This is a genomic window from Kitasatospora sp. NPDC088783, assembly GCF_044750705.1.
In the GTDB taxonomy this organism is placed as follows: domain Bacteria; phylum Actinomycetota; class Actinomycetes; order Streptomycetales; family Streptomycetaceae; genus Kitasatospora; species Kitasatospora fiedleri.
In genome coordinates, this window is the sequence record NZ_JBIVKJ010000003.1 from 639050 (window position 1) to 658627 (window position 19578).

Below are 19578 nucleotides of genomic sequence, written 5' to 3' on the forward strand. Positions count from 1 at the left end.
CATGTGGGGGGGGGGCCGCCCCCCCCGGGGGGGGGGGGGCCCCCGGGGGGGCGGGGGGGGGGGGGGCCGGCGGGGTTTGGGGGGGGGGGGGGGGGGGGGGGGGGGGGGGGGGGGGCCCCCCGGCCCCCCCCCGCCCTCTGTCGTTCCGCCGCACCGCCGCCCGCGCCGCGCTCCGACGCCGCGTCAGGAGCCGTGCGGCGCACGGGTTTCCCTTTAGCGGGTGGACGCGCCGAGCGCAAGGGCCCGGTTCCATATTGAGCTATTTTCAGATGATCTGTTCTACTGCGGTACTGCGATTCCCGGGCATGGACCGTAGGTGAAGTGGCATGCTGCTCAGCGTCAGGGGGTTGGTACCAATTACCGCACTGTTGCCAGAAGTGGGGCCGGAGGTCAATGTGTCCGCCAGCGTGAATCCGACGGTTCGCCGCCGTAGGCTCGGCGCCGAACTGCGGCGTCTGCGCGAGCTCAGGGGGATGACCGCCGAAGAGGTGGCCGGCCGCCTGATGGTCTCCCAGTCGAAGATCAGCCGACTGGAGAACGGCCGCCGCTCGATCAGCCAGCGCGACGTGCGCGACCTGTGCGACGTCTACGAGGTCGAGGACGAGCGGGTCCGCGCCGGGCTGATGGAGATGGCCAAGGAGTCGCGCCAGCGCGGCTGGTGGCACGAGTTCGGGGACATCCCGTACAGCGTGTACATCGGGCTGGAGGCGGAGGCGTCCTCGATCCGGGCGTACGAGTCCTCGTTCGTGCCGGGGCTGCTGCAGACCCGCGAGTACGCCGAGGCGGTGGTGGCCGGGACGCAGCCGGACACCGACCCGACCGCGATCCGCCGCCGGGTGGACGTCCGGCTCAAGCGGCAGCACCGCATCCACGGCGAGGACCAGTTGGGCAGCCTGTGGGTCGTGATAGACGAGGCCGTGCTGCGCCGCCAGGTCGGTGGGAAGCGGGTCATGGCCGAGCAGTTGTACCAGCTCGTCGAACTGGGCGAGCGGGCGAACATCAACCTCCAGGTGATCCCCTTCAGCCACGGCTCCCACCCCGGCATGACCGGGACATTCTCCCTGCTGGAGTTCCCCGAGTCGGCGGATTCCACGGTCGTCTACTTCGAAGGAGTGACGAGCGATCTCTACCTGGAGAAGGACGCCGACGTCCGCCGCTATACCAATCTGTACGACCACCTGAGGGCCGCGGCGCTGAGCGTCGCGGAGAGCCGGTCGATGATCGCCACCATCGCAGAGGAGTTCATGAAATGAGCAAGGCCACCGAGAGCCTGACCTGGCGCAAGAGCAGCTACAGCGGGGGCAACGGTGCCTGCGTGGAGATCGCCCTGCCGGGTTCGGCTTCCGTCGCGGTCCGGGACTCCAAGGACCCGCAGGGCCCGCAGCTGCGCTTCTCCGGCGAGTCCTGGGCGGCGTTCGCCGCGGCGGCCGGTGCGGGCCGCTTCGGCGAGGTCTGATCCTCCGACCGGTACGGGGTGCCCGCCGCTTCCCGCGCGGCGGGCACCTTCGCGTCCGGGCGCCTTCGCGACCGGCCCCGGGCGGTCGGCGGCCCGGGCGGTCGGCGGCCCCGGGTCAGGCGTCGGCGGCCGGGTAGCGGAGCGACCAGGCGTCGGTGCCGTGCAGTTCGGGGCCGTGCAGCAGCTCCAGCACCAGGTCGTCGGCGAGTTCCAGGACGGTGCCGCGGCCCTCGACCTCGGCCAGCAGGTCCGGCGGGAGGGCGGTCTCGCCGTGCAGGGCGCCCAGCAGGTTGCCGCAGATCGAGCCGGTGGAGTCGCTGTCGCCGGAGTGGTTGACGGCCAGCAGCAGGCCGCTGCGGACGTCCTCGGCGACCAGCGCGCAGTACAGGCCGATGGCGAGCGCCTCCTCGGCGACCCAGCCCTCGCCGAGCGCCTCGACCCGCTCGGGGGACGGCGCCCCGGCCCGCACCGCGTCCAGGGCGGCGCGCAGCGCGGCGGTGGTCTCCTCGTGGCCGGTGCGCTCGGAGAGCAGGGCCAGCGCCAGGTGGACGCCCTCCTCCAGGGTGCCGCCGCGGGCCACCGCGTGGACGACCACCGCGAACGCCCCGGCGGACAGGTAGCCGGTGGGGTGGCCGTGGGTCAGCACCGAGCACTCGACGGCGAGTTGGAAGACCAGCGCCGGGTCCCAGGCGGTGAGCAGCCCGAACGGGGCGGCCCGCATCACGGTGCCGCAGCCCTTGGAGTTCGGGTTGCGCGGCTCCTCGACGGTGGGCAGCGGGCCGCTCTCGGTGCCGGCCAGGCCGGACAGGCAGGCCTGGCCGGGCGCGCGGCGGGCGTACAGCCACTCCTCGCGGCCGAGCCAGCCCAGGTCCTTGCGGCGCTCGTCCGGGCCCCAGTCCTGTTGGGTGGCGTACCAGCGCAGGTAGGCGCGGTGCACGTCGGACGGCGGGTGCCAGGAGCCGGCGTCGCGGTTGATGTGGGAGCGGATCAGGCCGTCGACGGTGAACAGGGTCATCTGGGTGTCGTCGGTGATCGCGCCGCGCCGCCCGTACGCGGGGACGTAGCCGGTCACGCCCGCCTCGCCGTGGACCGCGCGGATCTGCTCCAACTGCTCGAACTCGATGCCGCCGCCGAGCGCGTCCCCGATCGCCCCGCCGAGCAGGCAGCCCCGGACCCGGCTGCGGAAGTCCTGCTGCTGGGCGCGTGACCACAGAGGCATCACGGGGCGGAACCCTTTCGGTCGGCGGCCACGGGCGGGCGCACGGGCGGTAGACGCACCTTATTCGAAGAGCAGCGCGAAAAGGCCCCCCGCCCCGAACATCGATTCGCCCGCCCGCCCGACCACGCCCGCCCGGCCCGCCACCGCCAGCCCGGCCCGCCACCGGCCGACGCGCCACCGCGGCCCCGCGGACCGCCCGGCCCTAGTCGGCCAGCGGCAGCAGCCGGGGCAGGTGCCCGTCGGAGGCCAGCGCGGCGGCCCGGCGCTCGGCCGGCACCTCGCCGTACAGGGTGGTGCGCTGCCGGGACGGGCGGCCGGCCAGGGCGGCGATCGCCTCCAGGTCGCGCACCGACTTGTAGGAGCCCCAGGAGGAGCCCGCCATCCGGGAGATGGTCTCCTCCATCAGGGTGCCGCCCAGGTCGTTGGCGCCGCTGCGGAGCATCTCGGCGGCGCCCTCCGCGCCCAACTTGACCCAGCTGGTCTGGATGTTGGTGAGGTGCGGGTGCAGCAGCAGCCGGGCCATCGCGGTCACCGCCCGGTTGTCGCGGGCGGTCGGGCCGGGCCGGGCGATGCCCGCCAGGTAGACCGGCGCGTTGGTGTGCACGAACGGCAGCGTGACGAACTCGGTGAAGCCGCCGGTGCGCTGCTGGATCGCGGCGAGCAGCCGCAGGTGGCCCAGCCAGTGCTTCGGGGTGTCGACGTGGCCGTACATCATGGTCGAGGACGAGCGCAGGCCCAGCTCGTGCGCGGCGGTGACCACCTCGACCCAGGTCGCGGCGGGCAGCTTGCCCTTGGTGAGCACCCAGCGGACCTCGTCGTCCAGGATCTCCGCCGCCGTGCCGGGGATCGAGTCCAGGCCGGACTCCTTCGCCCGGGCCAGCCAGTCGCGGACGGACAGGCCGGTGCGGGTGGCCCCGTTGACCACCTCCATCGGCGAGAAGGCGTGCACGTGGATGCCCGGCACCCGCTCCTTCACCGCCCGCGCGATGTCGAAGTAGGCGGTGCCCGGCAGGTCCGGGTGGATGCCGCCCTGCATGCACACCTCGGTCGCGCCCACCGCCCAGGCCTGCTCGGCCCGTTCGGCGACCTGCTCCAGCGAGAGGGTGTAGGCGTCCGCGTCGGTGCGGCGCTGGGCGAAGGCGCAGAACCGGCAGCCGGTGTAACAGACGTTGGTGAAGTTGATGTTCCGGGTGACGCAGTACGTGACGTCCTCGCCGACGGTGTCGCGGCGCAGCTCGTCGGCGATCCGGGTCAGCGCGTCCAGCGCCGGGCCGTCGGCGTGGAACAGCGCCAGCGCCTGGTCGTCGGTCAGCTTCTCCGGGTCGTCGGCGGCCGTGGAGAGCGCGGCCCGCAGGTCCCCGTCGAGCCGCCGGGGGGCGGGCAGCGCGGCCTGTTCGCGCAGCGACTCCCAGTCGCCGTACACGTCGTCGAAGTCGGAGCGCCGGTCGCCGGTGCGGCCCTCGGTGTCGACGGTGCGGAACAGGTCGGTGCGGCCGCCCCCGGTCATCGGCTCGTCCGGCTCCTGCCAGGGCAGCCCGACCGGGCGGGCGCCCTCGACGGCCAGGCCGGTGGCCGGGTCGGCCAGCGCCCGGACGTGCGGCAGCAGACGCGGGTCCAGCCAGGGCTCGCCGCGCTTGAGGTACTCGGGGTGGATCGTCAGCCGCTCGCGCAGCGCGAACCCGGCGGCGGCGGTGCGCTCGGCCAGCTCCTCGACGTGCGGCCAGGGGCGCTCCGGGTTGACGTGGTCGGGCGTCAGCGGGGAGACGCCGCCCCAGTCGTCGATGCCCGCGCCGATCAGCAGCGCGTACTCGGCGTCCACCAGGTTCGGCGGGGCCTGGATCCGGGCGGCCGGGCCGAGCACCAGCCGGGCCACCGCCACCGCCGCGGCCAGCTCGGAGAGTTCGGCGTCCGGCATGGCCCGCATCGCGGTGTCCGGCTTGGCCCGGAAGTTCTGCACGATCACCTCCTGCACGCCCTGGTAGGCGCGGGAGACCTTGCGGATCGCCAGCAGCGCGTCGGCCCGCTCCTCGTACGTCTCGCCGATGCCGATCAGCACCCCGGTGGTGAACGGCACCGCGCTGCGCCCGGCGTCCTCCAGCACCCGCAGCCGGACGGCCGGTTCCTTGTCGGGCGAGCCGTGGTGCGGGCCGCCGGGCTCCGACCAGAGGCGGACGGCGGTGGTCTCCAGCATCATGCCCATCGACGGGGCGACCGGCTTGAGCCGCTGGAAGTCCGTCCAGGACAGCACCCCGGGGTTGAGGTGCGGCAGCAGCCCGGTCTCCTCCAGCACCCGCACCGCCATCGCCCGCACGTACGCCAGGGTGTCGTCGTAGCCGTGCGCGTCCAGCCACTCGCGGGCCTCCGGCCAGCGCTCCTCGGGGCGGTCGCCGAGCGTGAACAGGGCTTCCTTGCAGCCGAGTTCGGCGCCCCGGCGGGCGATGTCCAGCACCTCGTCCGGGGACAGGTACAGCCCGTGGCCGTCCTTGCGCAGCTTGCCCGGCACGGTGACGAAGGTGCAGTAGTGGCAGCGGTCCCGGCAGAGCCTGGTCAGCGGGACGAACACCTTGCGCGAGTACGTGATGACGCCGGGGCGGCCGGCCTGCTCCAGCCCGGCGTCCCGGAGCCGGGCGGCGACCGCGCACAGCTGCGCCAGGTCCTCGCCGCGGGCCTGCAGCAGCACCGCCGCCTCCGCGACGTCCAGCGCCACCCCGTCCCGGGCCCGGCGCAGCGCGCGCCGCATCGCGGTCGCGGTCGGGGCGGTGGCGGCTGCGGACGAGGGCTGAAGGCTCATGGGCCCGACCCTACGCGAGAGGTAGCCCTCCGGGACTACAGAACCCTGACGGCGTCTCAGGGTCGCGACGCCCCGGATACGACGGGAGGCGTACGGCGATCTGCTGCCGCCGGGCGACGCCCCCGGACGCCCCCGGGGGCTCTAATGGACGGTGACAGCGCACAGGCACTCGGAAGGGGGCTGCCATGGAGCACGACTCCACCGCAGACGCAGGACAGGACACCACACCGCTCCGGATCGCTCCGGCCGAGCGGGCCGAGCGCCCGGCCCGGCCCGCGAAGCGGCGCACCGCCGTCCGGGTGGGCGTGCCGCTGGCGGTCGCCGCGGCCGTCGCCACCGGCATCGGCCTGGTGCCCGCGCTCGCCAGCGACGAGGCGCCCGACCTGCCCTCGGTCAGCGCCCAGGACCTGGTCGCGAAGGCGCTCGCCGCGGACACCGACACCTTCTCCGGCACCGTCCGGATCAGCGCCGACCTCGGCCTGCCCACCGTCCTCACCGACGCCGCGTCCGGCTCCGGCGCCCTCGGCAACCTGGCCCGCAGCGCCGGCGCGGGCGTCGGCGGCGCCGACCCGCAGCTGAAGGCCGTCGAACTGCTCGGCGGCTCGCACACCCTGACCGTCGCCGCGGACGGGCCCGCGCGGCAGCGGCTCACCCTCTCCGGCGAGAAGTCCGGCTACGAGCTGGTCCACGACGGCGACCAGGTCTGGGCCTACGACCGCGACTCCCGGCAGGCCCTGCACTTCACCGGCGTCGGCGGCGCTGTCGGGGCCGGGGCCGGGGAGCACGCCGCGGGCAGGGCCGGCATCGGCTCGTTCACCCCGCAGGACGTCGCCGCGCAGCTCCTGGCGCACTCCGCCGCGACCACCTCCGTCACCGTCAGCGGCACCGAGCGGATCGCCGGGCACGACGCGTACCGGCTGAGCGTCCGGCCGAAGCAGGCCGGTTCGACGATCGACGAGATCCGGGTCTCGATCGACGCCGAGAAGGGCGTGCCGCTGGCCGTCCAGGTCCGCACGACCGACGGCGCGACCGCGTTCGACATCCGGTTCGGCACCCTCTCCTACGCCGAACCGGCCGCCGGGACCTTCGAGTTCACCGCCCCCAAGGGCGCGAAGGTGGTCGAGGCACCGGCCTCCGCCCTACCGCACGACCCGCTCGCCTCCGCGCTGCCCGCCCGGCCCGCCGAACCGGCCCCCGGCCAGGACGCCGCGGGCCGAGGCGCGGCGGGCGGGGTGATCGGCGAGGGCTGGACCGCCGTGCTGCACGGCACCGCGGGCGCCGAGGCCGCGAAGGGCCTGGCCAAGTTCACCGGCCGTCCCGTCGACGGCGGCACCCTGGTCTCGACCCGCATCGTCAACGCCCTGATCACCACCGACGGCCGGGTCTACCTGGGCGCCGTCACCCCGGAGACACTCCAGCAGGCGGCGAAGCACTCCTGACCCGCGGGCACGGGTCGGACGGCCGCCGGCTGTCCGGCCCCGTCCGTCCGGCCGTCAGAAGCCGGTGCGCCGGGTGGAGGCGGCGGCCAGGGCCAGGGCCGGGAGGTCGGCCGGCGGGACCAGGAAGAGCGGGGACCACCCGGCGCTGACCAGGCGCACCCCGGCGGTGAGGCCGTGCAGGCGGGCCAGGTGGGAGTGGCGGAGCTCGACCCGGTCGAGGCGGTAGGGCGGCAGCAGGTCGACCGGGTCGCCCGTGCCGGGGTGCCAGCGGATCTCGGCGGGCAGGCCGCGGTGCCGGACGATGCGCAGCTCGCCGCTCTGCGACCCGCCGGCCTCCCGCCGGACGGCGGGGACGTGGCGGAGCACGGGACGGGCGAGGTGCACCACAGGAGTTCCTCCCGCGCGCCGGGACAGCTGGCGGCCGGGTCGCGCAGCACGGACGTTAGCAGTCCGGGCATCCGGTTGAGGAGATCCCGCGGAGACGTTCTTCACCGGCCCCGGGCCCGGCCCGGCCCTCGACGCGGCCCCGGGCCGGAGGAGGGGACGGCGGACCGCCCCGGCCCGCTCGCGCGGCGCCCGCGCACCCGTCCGCCGCTCTCCACGCGCCCGCCGACCGGTCGACCCGCTCGCCCGCTTCGGCCTGCTGCCCGCCCGCGGCCTCGCCGCCGCCCGGGCGTCCGGCGGCCCCGGCCGCCGGCCCGCGGCGTCCGTCAGCCCGCGGCGGTGGCCGGCACCGGGGTGCGCCGCCGTTCGACGTGCAGTCGCCGCAGCGCGTCCCAGCTGAGCACCACCAGCGCCACCCAGACCAGCGCGAACCCGGCCCAGCGGGCCGGCTCCATCGTCTCGTGGAACACCGTCACGCCGATCAGGAACTGCGAGACCGGCGCCAGGTACTGGAGCAGCCCCAGCGTGGTCAGCGGGACCCGCAGCGCCGCCGCGCCGAAGCACATCAGCGGGACCGCCGTGATCACCCCGCTCGCCACCAGCAGCGCGGTGTGGCCCCAGCCGTGGTGGCCCAGGGTGCCCTGGCCGCGCACCTCCAGGTACACCAGGAACGCCACCGCGAACGGGAACATCACCGCGCTCTCCACCGCGAGGCTCTCCGCCCCGCCCAGGCCGACCTTCTTCTTCAGCAGCCCGTAGGTGGCGAACGAGAACGCCAGCGTCAGCGCGATCCACGGCGGCCGGCCGTACGCCACCGTCAGCACCAGCACCGCGACGGTGCCGACGCCCACCGCCGTCCACTGCGCCGGGCGCAGCCGCTCGCGCAGCACCAGCACGCCGAACGCGATCGTCACCAGCGGGTTGATGAAGTACCCCAGGCTGGTCTCCACCACGTGCCCGGAGTTCACGCCCCAGATGTAGACGCCCCAGTTCACCGAGACGGTGGCCGCCGCGAGCGCCAGCATGCCCAGCCGCCGGGGCTGGCGCAGCAGCGGCCGGACCCACGCCCAGCGCCGCCGCACCAGCAGCATCGCCGCGACCGCGACCAGCGACCAGGCCATCCGGTTGGCCAGGATGTCGGCCGCCCCGGCGGGCTCCAGCAGCGGCCAGAACAGCGGGAACAGCCCCCACATCCCGTACGCCGCGAAGCCGTTCCACAACCCGACCCTGGCCTCCCGCGAACCCTCCGCCATGGCCTGCCCCTCACCCGCGCGCCGTCCGTGTCACCCGAAAGGTAGCGGCCCGCGAACGCTGGTGTCATCCCCGAATGGTGAGGACGGTGCTGACAGCGCCGGGGCCCGGGGGAACGGTGCTCCCCGGGCCCCGGCGGGGAGGTCCGCTACCCGCCCACCGTCCAGGTGTGCGGGCCCGCGAGCAGGGCGGCGAGGTCGCCCCGGCCGCGCTGGGCCTCGGCGCGGGCGAGCTGTTCGGTCATCAGGGTGTCGTAGACCGGGCGGGCGACGTCGCGCAGGACGCCGATCGGGGTGTGGTGCAGGGTGTCGGCGTCGGCGAGGCGGGTGAGGGCGAAGGCGGTGGCCGGACCGGCCGCGTGGGCGTCGTGGACGATCGCGGTGCCCTCGCCGCGCGGGGCGATGCGCAGTTCGCCGTCCGGGTCGCGCACCACGTGGCGCTCGGCGCCGACCAGGACCGGCTGCCCGTGCTCGAGGCGGATCAGCGCCTCGTCGCGGGTGCCCGGCTCCTTGAGGAGCTCGAAGGCGCCGTCGTTGAAGATGTTGCAGTTCTGGTAGATCTCCACCAGCGCGGTGCCCTCGTGCCGCGCGGCGGCCCGCAGCACGGACTGCAGGTGCCGGCGGTCGGAGTCGATGGTGCGGGCCACGAAGGTGGCCTCGGCGCCGACGGCCAGCGAGAGCGGGTTGAAGGGGGCGTCGAGCGAGCCCATCGGCGTCGACTTGGTGATCTTGCCGACCTCGCTGGTGGGCGAGTACTGGCCCTTGGTCAGGCCGTAGATCCGGTTGTTGAACAGCAGGATCTTCAGGTTGACGTTGCGGCGCAGCGCGTGGATCAGGTGGTTGCCGCCGATGGAGAGCGCGTCGCCGTCGCCGGTGACCACCCACACCGACAGGTCGGGGCGGGAGGCGGCCAGGCCGGTGGCGATCGCCGGGGCGCGGCCGTGGATGGAGTGCATCCCGTAGGTGTTCATGTAGTACGGGAAGCGCGAGGAGCAGCCGATGCCGGAGACGAAGACGGTGTTCTCGCGCCGGATGCCCAGCTCGGGCATGAAGGACTGCACGGCGGCGAGGATCGCGTAGTCGCCGCAGCCGGGGCACCAGCGCACCTCCTGGTCGGTCTTGAAGTCCTTCGCGGTCTGCGCCCCGTCCGCCTTGGGGACCAGGCGCAGGGCGGGGAAGTCGGTCATCGGTTCTCCTGCGCGTCGAGGCTGCCGAGGGCGGCGTGCAGCACGTCGGCGAGTTGGGCGGCCTTGAACGGCAGGCCGCGGACCTGGTTGTAGGACTGGGCGTCGACGAGGTAGCGGGCCCGCAGCAGCAGGGCGAGCTGGCCGAGGTTCATCTCGGGGACGATCACCCGCTCGTAGCCGCGCAGCACCGCGCCGAGGTTGGCCGGGAAGGGGTTGAGGTGGCGCAGGTGGGCCTGGGCGACGTGGCCGCCGTCGGCCCGCACCCGGCGCACCGCGGCGGTGATCGGGCCGTAGGTGGAGCCCCAGCCGAGCACCAGGACCCGGGCCCGGCCCTCCGGGTCGTCGACCTCGACGTCGGGGACCGCGATGTTGTCGACCTTGGCCTGCCGGGTGCGGACCATGAAGTCGTGGTTGGCCGGGTCGTAGGAGATGTCGCCGGTGCCGTCCTGCTTCTCGATGCCGCCGATCCGGTGCTCCAGGCCGGGCGTGCCGGGCACCGCCCAGGGGCGGGCCAGCGTGTGCGGGTCGCGCTGGTAGGGGCGGAAGGTGCCGTCCGGGCCGTTCGGCGCGGTGGCGAACTCGACCCGCAGGTCCGGGAGTTCGTCGACGGCGGGGAGCTTCCACGGCTCGGAGCCGTTGGCCAGGTAGCCGTCCGAGAGCAGGAACACCGGGGTGCGGTAGGTGAGCGCGATCCGGGCCGCGTCCAGGGCCGCGCCGAAGCACTCGGCGGGGGTGGCGGGCGCCACGATCGGCACCGGCGCCTCGCCGTTGCGGCCGAACATCGCCTGCAGCAGGTCGGCCTGCTCGGTCTTGGTCGGCAGGCCGGTGGACGGCCCGCCGCGCTGGATGTCGACCACCAGCAGCGGCAGCTCCAGCGACACCGCCAGCCCGATCGTCTCGCTCTTGAGCGCCACCCCGGGCCCGGAGGTGGTGGTCACCCCCAGCGCGCCGCCGAACGCCGCGCCCAGCGCGGCGCCGATCCCGGCGATCTCGTCCTCGGCCTGGAAGGTGCGCACCCCGAAGTCCTTGTGCTTCGACAGCTCGTGGAGGATGTCCGAGGCCGGGGTGATCGGGTACGAGCCGAGGAAGACCGGCAGCCCGGAGCACTCCCCCGCCGCGACCAGGCCGTAGGACAGCGCCAGGTTCCCGGAGATGTTGCGGTAGGTGCCCGGGGCCAGCTCGGCCGGCGGCACCTCGTAGGAGACCGCGAAGTCCTCGGTGGTCTCGCCGAAGTTCCACCCCGCCCGGAACGCCGCCACGTTGGCCTCGGCGATCTCCGGCTTCTTCGCGAACTTCTGCCGCAGGAACAGCTCCGTGCCGTGCGTGGGCCGGTGGTACATCCAGGACAGCAGGCCCAGCGCGAACATGTTCTTCGCCCGCTCGGCGTCCTTGCGGGCCAGGCCGCTGTCCTTGAGCGCCTCCAGGGTCAGCGTGGTCAGCGGCACCGGGTGCAGCCGGAACGCCGCCAGCGAGCCGTCGCCCAGCGGGTCCGCCGGGTAGCCGACCTTGGCCAGCGCCCGCTTGGTGAACTCGTCGGTGTCGACGATGATCTCCGCCCCGGGCGACAGATCCGGCACGTTCGCCTTCAGCGCCGCCGGGTTCATCGCCACCAGCACGTCCGGCGCGTCCCCCGGCGTCAGGATGTCGTGGTCCGCGAAGTGCAGCTGGAAGCTGGAGACCCCCGGCAGCGTCCCGGCGGGCGCCCGGATCTCGGCCGGGAAGTTCGGCAGCGTCGACAGGTCGTTCCCGAACGCCGCCGTCTCCGAGGTGAACCGGTCCCCGGTCAGCTGCATCCCGTCGCCCGAGTCACCCGCGAACCGGATGACCACCCGATCCAACCGCCTGATCGGCTTCGCCGTCCGCCCGGACGCCGCCCGCGCCGCCCCGCCGGGGCCGCCGCCGTCCGGACCGTCCACTGCTTCCGACTGATCGACCTGACTGGTCACTGCCGCGGACCTCCTCGTCGGGGAGCCAGCAGCGGGCGTGAGCCGTGTGCCCCGTCCGCCTGGTGCACCACTGGGCATCCTAAGCGGGCGGGGCGCGGCTGGAGGGGAACTCGCGCAGACCGTTCGGGCGGGTCAGCGGGAGGTCAGGACTCCAGGTAGGCGAGGACGGCGAGAACCCGCCGGTGGTCCTGCTGGCTCTGGCCCAAACCCAGTTTCTGGAAGATGTTCGACACGTGCTTCTCGACCGCGCCGTCGGAGACCACGAGCTGCCGGGCGATCGCCGCGTTGGTGCGGCCCTCGGCCATCAGGCCCAGCACCTCGCGCTCGCGGGGGGTCAGGGCCGCCAGGGTGTCGACCTGGCGGCTGCGGCTGAGCAGCTGCTGCACCACCTCCGGGTCCAGCGCGGTGCCGCCCGCGGCGACCCGGGCGACCGCGTCAACGAACTCGCGGACCTCGGCGACCCGGTCCTTGAGCAGGTAGCCCACGCCCCGGGTGGAGCCGGCCAGCAGCTCGCTCGCGTACTGCTCCTCGACGTGCTGGGAGAGCACCAGCACGCCCAGGGCGGGGTGCCGTCCGCGCAGCTCCACGCAGGCCCGGACGCCCTCGTCGGTGTGCGTCGGCGGCATCCGGACGTCCGCCACCACGACGTCGGGCAGGGCGCCCTCGGCGTGCAGCGCGTCGACCGCCCGCACCAGGGCGTCGCCGTCGCCGACCCCCGCCACGACCTCCATCCCGCGGTCCGTCAGCAGTCGGGTCAGCCCCTCGCGGAGCAGTACGGAGTCCTCGGCGATCACCACGCGCAACATGGCACCGACCCTATCGAGAACCGGGCGGGCGCCGGGCCGCGGCCGCTACATGGTGCGGATCGCGACGGTGTCGCACAGCTCCTGGAGGGCGGCCTTGGCCGAGCAGTCGGGGAGCGTGTCGAGCAGCGCCCGGGCGTCCTCGGCGTAGCGCAGCGTCTCGCGGCGGGCCCGCTCCAGCGCCGGGTGGCGGCGCAGCAGGCGCAGCGCCTCGGCGTGCGCGGCGTCGTCGGCGGCCAGGTCGGTGTCGAGCAGTTCGCGCAGCCGGACGTCCTCGGGGTCGTCCGGGTCGACGGGCATCTGGCGCAGCAGCAGCACGGGCAGGGTGGGGACGCCCTCGCGCAGGTCGGTGCCGGGGGTCTTGCCGGACTCGTGGCCGTCGCTGGCGATGTCGAGGACGTCGTCGGCGAGTTGGAAGGCGGTGCCGATCCGCTCGCCGTACTGGGTGAGCAGGTCGACGATCCAGCGCTCGGCGCCGGCCATCAGGGCGCCGAAGCGGCAGGCCACGGCGATCAGCGAGCCGGTCTTGCCCGACAGCACGTCCAGGTAGTGGCGCAGCGGGTCGTCCTCGGGGCGCGGCCCGGCGGTCTCCAGGATCTGGCCGGTGACCAGCCGTTCGAAGGCGTCGGACTGGATGCGGACGGCCTCGGTGCCGAGGTCGGAGAGCACCTGGGAGGCGCGGGAGAACAGGAAGTCGCCGGTGAGGATGGCCACCGAGTTGTCCCAGCGGCTGTTGGCGCTGGGGGCGCCGCGGCGCACCGGCGCCTCGTCCATCACGTCGTCGTGGTACAGCGTGGCGAGGTGGGTCAGTTCGACGACCACCGCGGAGGGCACCACGCCGGGCGCCGCCGGGTCGCCGAACTGGGCGGCCAGCATCACCAGCAGCGGGCGGAAGCGCTTGCCGCCGGCCTCGATGAGGTGGCTGGCGGTCACCGTGATGAAGGGCACGTCGCTCTTGACGGCCTCGGCCAGGGCGGCCTCCACGGCCTCCATCCCGGCCTGGACGTCCCGGGTCAGATCGCGGTCCTGCACGCTCAGCCCGAAGGGCCCCACGACGGTCACGCTGACCACTCCTGTCCCTGGTCGATCCAGCGGGCCGGTCCCTCAGCGCCGCCGATGCACATACGAAGCAGCGTATCCGGTCCGGAGTGGATCACTGCACGGGCATGGGCCCGACTCCACCGGTGGCGGGAGGCGGCGGGGAGGGCGCTGGTCAGCGGGGGACGATCCGGGTCAGATCCACTTCGACGGGGTACGGCAGGAGGGTGCGCAGCGTGCCGTGGTGGACGGCCGTGCCGGGTGCCGGGGCGTACACGCCGGTCTCCGCGTCCAGGTGGAACTCGTAGACCACGGGGAGGCCGTCCTCGCCGCGCTCGACCCGCCAGAAGAACGGCACGCCCGCCTCGGCGTACATGCCGGGCTTGCGGAACCGGTCGTCGCTGCGCGAGCCGTGCGAGACCACCTCGACGGCGAGGGCCACGGCGGTGGCCGGGACGCACTCCGTGGTGAAGAAGTCGAGCCCCGTGCGGTCGAAGACGATCACGTCGGGCTTGGGCACGTTGTAGGGGTCGACCAGCACGCAACGCTCGGCGGCAGCCTGGTGCGGGTCCCGCCGGGCGCTGCGGAGTGCGAAGTACAGCTCGTCGCGCACGGTGTCGTGCCACAGATTGGTCATGCCGCGAACCACGATCGCCCCATCCACCAACTCGAACTCGAAGGGCAGATCGAGGTCCTTGACCTGGTCGTAGGTCCAGCCTCCCGAGGGCGGGGACGTCCAGTCGATCGGTTCGGCAGTCATGGCCACCTCCTGCACCCAGTGTAGGAGCCGAGCCTATGGGTGGCGACGAGTGGCGAAACGCTTCACCGGCGTGCCGTTCACCCCCCGAACGGCCGTCCGGCCCCCGCCCCGGTGGGGGCCGGGGCCGGGGCCGCGGGGGCGGGTCAGCGGACGAACAGCGAGGCCCTGGAGGCCAGGTCGAGGAAGTACTGCGGGAGCAGGCCGAGTCCGAGGGTGACCAGGACGCCGACGCCGATGGCGGTGGCGGTGAGCGGGCTGGGCACGGCGACGGCGGGGCCGGAGGGCTGCGGGTCGGAGAAGAACATCAGCACGATGACCCGGATGTAGAAGAACGCGGCGACTGCGGAGGAGAGCACGCCGACGATGACCAGCGGGGTGGCCCCGCCCTCGGCCGCGGCCTGGAAGACCGCGAACTTGCCGGTGAAGCCGGAGGTCAGCGGGATGCCCGCGAAGGCCAGCAGGAACAGCGCGAACACCGCGGCCAGCAGCGGCGAGCGGCGGCCCAGTCCGGCCCAGCTGGACAGGTGGGTGGCCTCGCCCTTGGAGTCGCGCACCAGGGTGGTCACGGCGAACGCGCCGAGCGTCACGAAGGAGTACGCCAGCAGGTAGAAGAGGACCGCCGAGACGCCGCGCCGGTCGGTGGCGATCAGGCCGGTGAGGATGAACCCGGCGTGCGCGACCGAGGAGTAGGCGAGCAGCCGCTTGACGTCCTGCTGGGTGACGGCGAGGACCGCGCCGACCACCATGGTGAGGATCGCCACGCCCCACATGACCGGCCGCCAGTCCCAGCGCAGGCCGGGGAAGGCGACGTAGAACAGCCGCAGCAGGGCGCCGAACGCGGCGGTCTTGGTGGCGGCCGCCATGAACCCGGTGACGGGCGTCGGGGCGCCCTGGTAGACGTCCGGCGTCCAGGAGTGGAAGGGCACCGCGCCGACCTTGAACAGCAGGCCGACGGCCAGCATGGCCAGGCCGATCAGCAGCAGCGCGTCGTTCTGGGTGGTGACGGCCAGCGCCGGGGTGACCGGGGCGACGCCGGAGACCGCGTCGGCGATCTCGCCGAGCTGGACCGAGCCCGCGTAGCCGTACAGCAGGGCGGTGCCGAACAGGAAGAACGCCGAGGCGAACGCGCCGAGCAGGAAGTACTTGACGGCCGCCTCCTGGGAGATCAGCCGGCGGCGGCGGGCGAGCGCGCACATCAGGTACAGCGGGAGGGAGAGCACCTCCAGCGCCACGAACATGGTCAGCAGGTCGTTGGCGGCCGGGAAGAGCAGCATGCCGCCGACCGCGAACAGGGTGAGCGGGTAGATCTCGGTGGTGCGCAGGCCCTCGCGGGTGGCGTCGCGCTCCTGCTCGCCGCCGGGGACGGCCGCGGCCTGGGCGGCGAACGCGTCGACCCGGTGGCCGTTGATCCGCGGCTCCAGCCGGCCCTCGGCGTAGGTGAGCACGGTCAGCACCGCGGTCAGCAGGATCACGCCCTGGAGGAACAGCGCGGGGCCGTCGATGGCGACCGCGCCCATCGCCAGCAGCCCGGCCCTGGTCGTGGCGTGGCCCTGCGCGGCGAGCACCACCACGGCGGCGAAGGCGCCGCCGAGGCCGAGCAGCGAGACGCCCAGCTGGGTGGTGGCGCGCAGCCGGCGGGGCAGGAACGCCTCGACCAGGACGCCCAGCACCGCGGCGCCGAAGACCACCAGCATCGGGGAGAGCTGGCCGTACTCGATGTGCGGGGCGGGGATGCTCGGGCTGTTGCCGCCGGCGGCGGCCAGCGCGTGGACGGGGTTCACTCCTGCTCACCTCCGTTGGTGGCGGCGACCGGGTGGGCCGGCGCGGGGTCGGTGCGGTGGACCTGGCTGAGGGTGTCGTTCACGGACGGGTTGACCAGGTCGGTGAGCGGCTTCGGGTAGACGCCCAGCAGCAGGGTCAGCGCCACCAGCGGGGCGACGACGGCGAGTTCGCGGGCCTTGAGGTCCTTGACGCCCTCGACGCCGGCCTTGACCGGGCCGGTCATGGTGCGCTGGTACAGCAGCAGGGCGTACAGCGCGGCCAGCACGATGCCGAAGGTGGCGATGACGCCGAGCGCCGGGTAGCGGCTGAAGGTGCCGACCAGGACCAGGAACTCGCTGACGAACGGGGCCATGCCGGGCAGCGACAGGGTGGCCAGGCCGCCGATCAGGAAGGTGCCGGCCAGCACCGGGGCGACCTTCTGCACGCCGCCGTAGTCGGCGATCAGGCGGGAGCCGCGGCGGGAGATCAGGAAGCCGGCCACCAGCATCCACGCGGCGGTGGAGATGCCGTGGTTGACCATGTAGAGCGTCGCGCCGGACTGGCCCTGGCTGGTCATCGCGAAGACGCCCAGGATGATGAACCCGAAGTGCGAGATGGACGCGTAGGCGACCAGCCGCTTGATGTCCTTCTGGCCGATCGCGACCAGCGCGCCGTAGACGATGCCGATCAGCGCCAGCACCATGATCACCGGGGCGAAGGTCTTCGACGCGTCCGGGAACAGGCCCAGGCAGAAGCGCAGCATCGCGAAGGTGCCGACCTTGTCGACCACCGCGGTGATCAGCACGGCCGTCCCGGCGGTGGACTCGCCCATCGCGTTCGGCAGCCAGGTGTGCAGCGGCCACATCGGGGCCTTCACCGCGAAGGCGAAGAAGAAGCCGAGGAACAGCGCCCGCTGCGCGTCGGGGCCGATGACCAGCTTGCCGGAGGAGATCGCGTCGGTCAGCGCGGTCAGGCTGAACGTCGCCTGCCCCTGGTTCCCGGCCGCCACGTACAGGCCGATCACGGCGGCCAGCATGACCAGGCCGCCGAGCAGGTTGTACAGCAGGAACTTGACGGCGGCGTAGGAGCGCTGGCGGTCCGAGTCGGGGCCGCCGGCCCGGTCGCCGAAGCCGCCGATCAGGAAGTACATCGGGATCAGCATGGCTTCGAAGAACACGTAGAACACGAAGACGTCGGTGGCCAGGAAGGACACCAGCACCATCGCCTCGACGGCCAGGATCAGCGCGAAGAACGCCTGGGTGCGCCGCTTGGACTCGAACGAGCCCTCGGGGACGGCCGGGTCCGCGTCGTGCCAGCCGGCCAGCATCACCAGCGGCACCAGCACGGCGGTGAGCAGCGCCAGCGCGGTGCCGATGCCGTCCGCGCCCAGCGAGAAGCTGATCCCGAAGGAGCGGATCCAGGAGTAGGACTCGGTCAACTGGTAGCGGGCGCCGCCGGGTTCGTAGGAGGCGGCGATCGCGGCGGCCAGGCCGAGGGTGACGGCGGAGACCGCCAGCGCGACGGTCTTGGTGGTGCGCCGCCGGGCCTCGCTGGTCCCGGCCGGGAGGGCGGCGGTGAGCACCGCTCCGGCGGCCGGGACGGCACAGGTGGCGGAGAGGAGGTAGCTCATCAGACCGACCTCATCAGGAGAGTGGAGGCGACCAGCACCAGCGTGCCGCCGAACATGGAGAGCGCGTACGTGCGGACGTAGCCGGTCTGGATCCGGCGCAGCCGGCCGGAGAGTCCGCCGATCGCGGCGGCCAGGCCGTTGACGAAGCCGTCCAGGCCCCGGCTGTCGAACCAGACCAGGGTGGCGGCCAGTGCCGAGCCGGGGCGGACCAGGACGGCGTGGTTGAAGTCGTCCTGGAGCAGGTCGCGGCGGGCGGCCCGGGTGAGCGGGGAGCCGATCGGGGCCGTGACCGGGACGGGGCCGCGGCCGTACATCTGCCAGGCCAGACCCGCGCCGGCCAGCATGCAGGCGGTGGCGATCAGGCTGACCGCGAGCGGGGACAGCGGCGAGTCGCCCTCGGCGTGGCCGGTGACCGGCTCCAGCCAGTGCAGGAAGGAGCTGCCGAAGGCGAACAGGCCGCCGGCGAAGACCGAGCCGAAGGCCAGCACGACCATCGGGACGGTCATGGTCCTCGGGGACTCGTGCGGGTGCGGCGGTTCGCCGGTTTCGGCGTCCGGCTGCCAGCGCTTCTCGCCGAAGAAGGTCAGCACCATCACCCGGGTCATGTAGAACGCGGTGACCGCGGCGCCGAGCAGGGCGCACAGGCCGAGGATCCAGCCCTCGGTGCCGCCCCTGGCGAACGCCGCCTCGATGATCTTGTCCTTGGAGAAGAAGCCGGACAGGCCCGGGAAGCCGATGATCGCCAGGTAGCCGAGGCCGAAGGTGACGAAGGTGACCGGCATGTGCTTGCGCAGGCCGCCGTAGTGCCGCATGTTCACCTCGTCGTTCATGCCGTGCATGACCGACCCGGCGCCGAGGAACATCCCGGCCTTGAAGAAGCCGTGGGTGACCAGGTGCATGATGGCGAAGGCGTAGCCGATCGGGCCCAGGCCCGCGGCCATGACCATGTAGCCGATCTGCGACATGGTCGACCCGGCCAGCGCCTTCTTGATGTCGTCCTTGGCGCAACCGACGATCGCACCGAACAGCAGCGTCACCGTGCCGACCACCACCACGGCGGTCCGGGCGTCCGGCGCCAGGTCGAAGATCGCCCCGGAGCGGACGATCAGGTAGACGCCGGCGGTGACCATGGTGGCCGCGTGGATCAGCGCGGAGACCGGGGTCGGGCCCTCCATCGCGTCGCCCAGCCAGGACTGCAGCGGCACCTGGGCGGACTTGCCGCAGGCCGCCAGCAGCAGCATCAGCGCGATCGCGGTGAGCTTGCCCTCGCTCGCGTCGCCCGCGGTGGCGAACACCGGCCGGAAGGCGAACGAGCCGAACTCGACGAACATCAGCATGATCGCGATGGACAGGCCCATGTCGCCGACCCGGTTGACGATGAACGCCTTCTTGGCGGCCGTCGCGGCGCTCGGCTTGTGCTGCCAGAACCCGATCAGCAGGTAGGACGCCAGCCCGACGCCCTCCCAACCGACGTACAGCAGCAGGTAGTTGTCGGCCAGCACCAGCACCAGCATGGCGGCCAGGAACAGGTTCAGGTAGGCGAAGAAGCGGCGGCGGCGCTCGTCGTGCGCCATGTAGCCCACCGAGTACAGGTGGATCAGGGTGCCAACGCCGGTGATCAGCAGGACGAAGGTGACCGAGAGTTGGTCGAGCTGGAAGGAGACGTCGGCCTGGAAGCCGTCGACCGGGATCCAGCTGAACAGCCGCTCGGTGACGGCGCGGTGCTCGGCGTCCCGGCCGAGCATGTCCGCGAACAGGGCCAGTCCGAAGGCGAAGGAGAGCGCGGCCAGCAGGGTCGCGATCCAGTGCCCGGACCGGTCCAGGACCCGTCCGCCGAGCAGCAGCAGGGCAGCACCGGCCAGCGGCGCCGCGATCAGCAGCGGAATGAGAGAGTTCACTGTGAAGGGCCCTCCG

General features: G+C 73.4%; 15 protein-coding genes. 3 read left to right on the forward strand and 12 right to left on the reverse strand.

Features of this window, described 5'->3' with window-relative positions; genetic code table 11:
* The first annotated feature begins 395 nt into the window (after positions 1–395).
* On the forward strand, positions 396–1253 hold the full coding sequence (locus ACIP60_RS11395) for a helix-turn-helix transcriptional regulator (RefSeq protein ID WP_100838530.1): 858 nt from the start codon (positions 396–398) through the stop codon (positions 1251–1253).
* On the forward strand, positions 1250–1456 hold the full coding sequence (locus ACIP60_RS11400) for a DUF397 domain-containing protein (protein ID WP_400682374.1): 207 nt from the start codon (positions 1250–1252) through the stop codon (positions 1454–1456). The genes ACIP60_RS11395 and ACIP60_RS11400 overlap by 4 nt, the downstream gene beginning before the upstream one ends.
* Positions 1457–1571: 115 nt before the next feature.
* Here ACIP60_RS11400 and ACIP60_RS11405 read toward each other — a convergent pair whose 3' ends face one another.
* Entirely contained in the window at positions 1572–2675 is a 1104-nt protein-coding gene (locus ACIP60_RS11405) for an ADP-ribosylglycohydrolase family protein (RefSeq protein WP_400682375.1), read from the reverse strand.
* 202 nt (positions 2676–2877) lie between these two features.
* The gene (locus ACIP60_RS11410; RefSeq protein WP_400682376.1) at positions 2878–5466 is read right to left on the reverse strand and encodes a bifunctional FO biosynthesis protein CofGH; all 2589 of its coding nucleotides are present in this window, start codon (positions 5464–5466) and stop codon (positions 2878–2880) included.
* A 185-nt stretch (positions 5467–5651) separates the two neighbouring features.
* On the opposite strand from ACIP60_RS11410, the gene ACIP60_RS11415 reads away from it, so the two are divergent.
* Positions 5652–6905 (forward strand): outer membrane lipoprotein carrier protein LolA, encoded by a 1254-nt coding sequence (locus tag ACIP60_RS11415; protein WP_400682378.1) that lies wholly within the window; start codon positions 5652–5654, stop codon positions 6903–6905.
* Positions 6906–6959: 54 nt separating this feature from the next.
* On the opposite strand, the gene ACIP60_RS11420 is transcribed toward ACIP60_RS11415, so the two are convergent.
* The 10 genes from ACIP60_RS11420 to nuoL form a co-directional block, all read right to left on the reverse strand.
* Positions 6960–7289, reverse strand: a complete 330-nt coding sequence (locus ACIP60_RS11420; RefSeq protein WP_400682380.1) for a hypothetical protein — start codon at positions 7287–7289, stop codon at positions 6960–6962.
* Positions 7290–7615: 326 nt separating this feature from the next.
* Complete coding sequence (rarD, locus tag ACIP60_RS11425) at positions 7616–8542, reverse strand: EamA family transporter RarD (RefSeq protein WP_400682381.1); 927 nt, start codon at positions 8540–8542, stop codon at positions 7616–7618.
* Positions 8543–8688: 146 nt separating this feature from the next.
* On the reverse strand, positions 8689–9726 hold the full coding sequence (locus ACIP60_RS11430) for a 2-oxoacid:ferredoxin oxidoreductase subunit beta (RefSeq protein ID WP_400682383.1): 1038 nt from the start codon (positions 9724–9726) through the stop codon (positions 8689–8691).
* On the reverse strand, positions 9723–11519 hold the full coding sequence (locus tag ACIP60_RS11435) for a 2-oxoacid:acceptor oxidoreductase subunit alpha (protein ID WP_400682385.1): 1797 nt from the start codon (positions 11517–11519) through the stop codon (positions 9723–9725). The genes ACIP60_RS11430 and ACIP60_RS11435 overlap by 4 nt, the downstream gene beginning before the upstream one ends.
* 296 nt (positions 11520–11815) lie before the next feature.
* On the reverse strand, positions 11816–12478 hold the full coding sequence (locus tag ACIP60_RS11440) for a LuxR C-terminal-related transcriptional regulator (RefSeq protein ID WP_400682387.1): 663 nt from the start codon (positions 12476–12478) through the stop codon (positions 11816–11818).
* 45 nt (positions 12479–12523) lie between these two features.
* A complete protein-coding gene (locus ACIP60_RS11445) occupies positions 12524–13537 on the reverse strand; it encodes a polyprenyl synthetase family protein (RefSeq protein ID WP_111554722.1) in 1014 nt (337 codons plus the stop codon).
* 151 nt (positions 13538–13688) lie between these two features.
* Positions 13689–14273, reverse strand: coding sequence for a Uma2 family endonuclease (locus ACIP60_RS11450; protein WP_111554723.1), 585 nt, complete (start codon positions 14271–14273; stop codon positions 13689–13691).
* 143 nt (positions 14274–14416) lie between these two features.
* Positions 14417–16054 carry an NADH-quinone oxidoreductase subunit NuoN gene (gene nuoN, locus ACIP60_RS11455; protein WP_400682389.1) on the reverse strand — a complete coding sequence of 546 codons (1638 nt, stop codon included), beginning with the start codon at positions 16052–16054 and terminating at the stop codon, positions 14417–14419.
* Positions 16051–17664: an NADH-quinone oxidoreductase subunit M gene (locus ACIP60_RS11460; protein WP_400682391.1), complete on the reverse strand. Its 1614-nt coding sequence runs from the start codon at positions 17662–17664 to the stop codon at positions 16051–16053. Before ACIP60_RS11460 ends, nuoN begins: the two co-directional genes overlap by 4 nt.
* A complete protein-coding gene (gene nuoL, locus ACIP60_RS11465; protein WP_400682393.1) occupies positions 17664–19562 on the reverse strand; it encodes an NADH-quinone oxidoreductase subunit L in 1899 nt (632 codons plus the stop codon). Before nuoL ends, ACIP60_RS11460 begins: the two co-directional genes overlap by 1 nt.
* Positions 19563–19578: the final 16 nt, after the last annotated feature.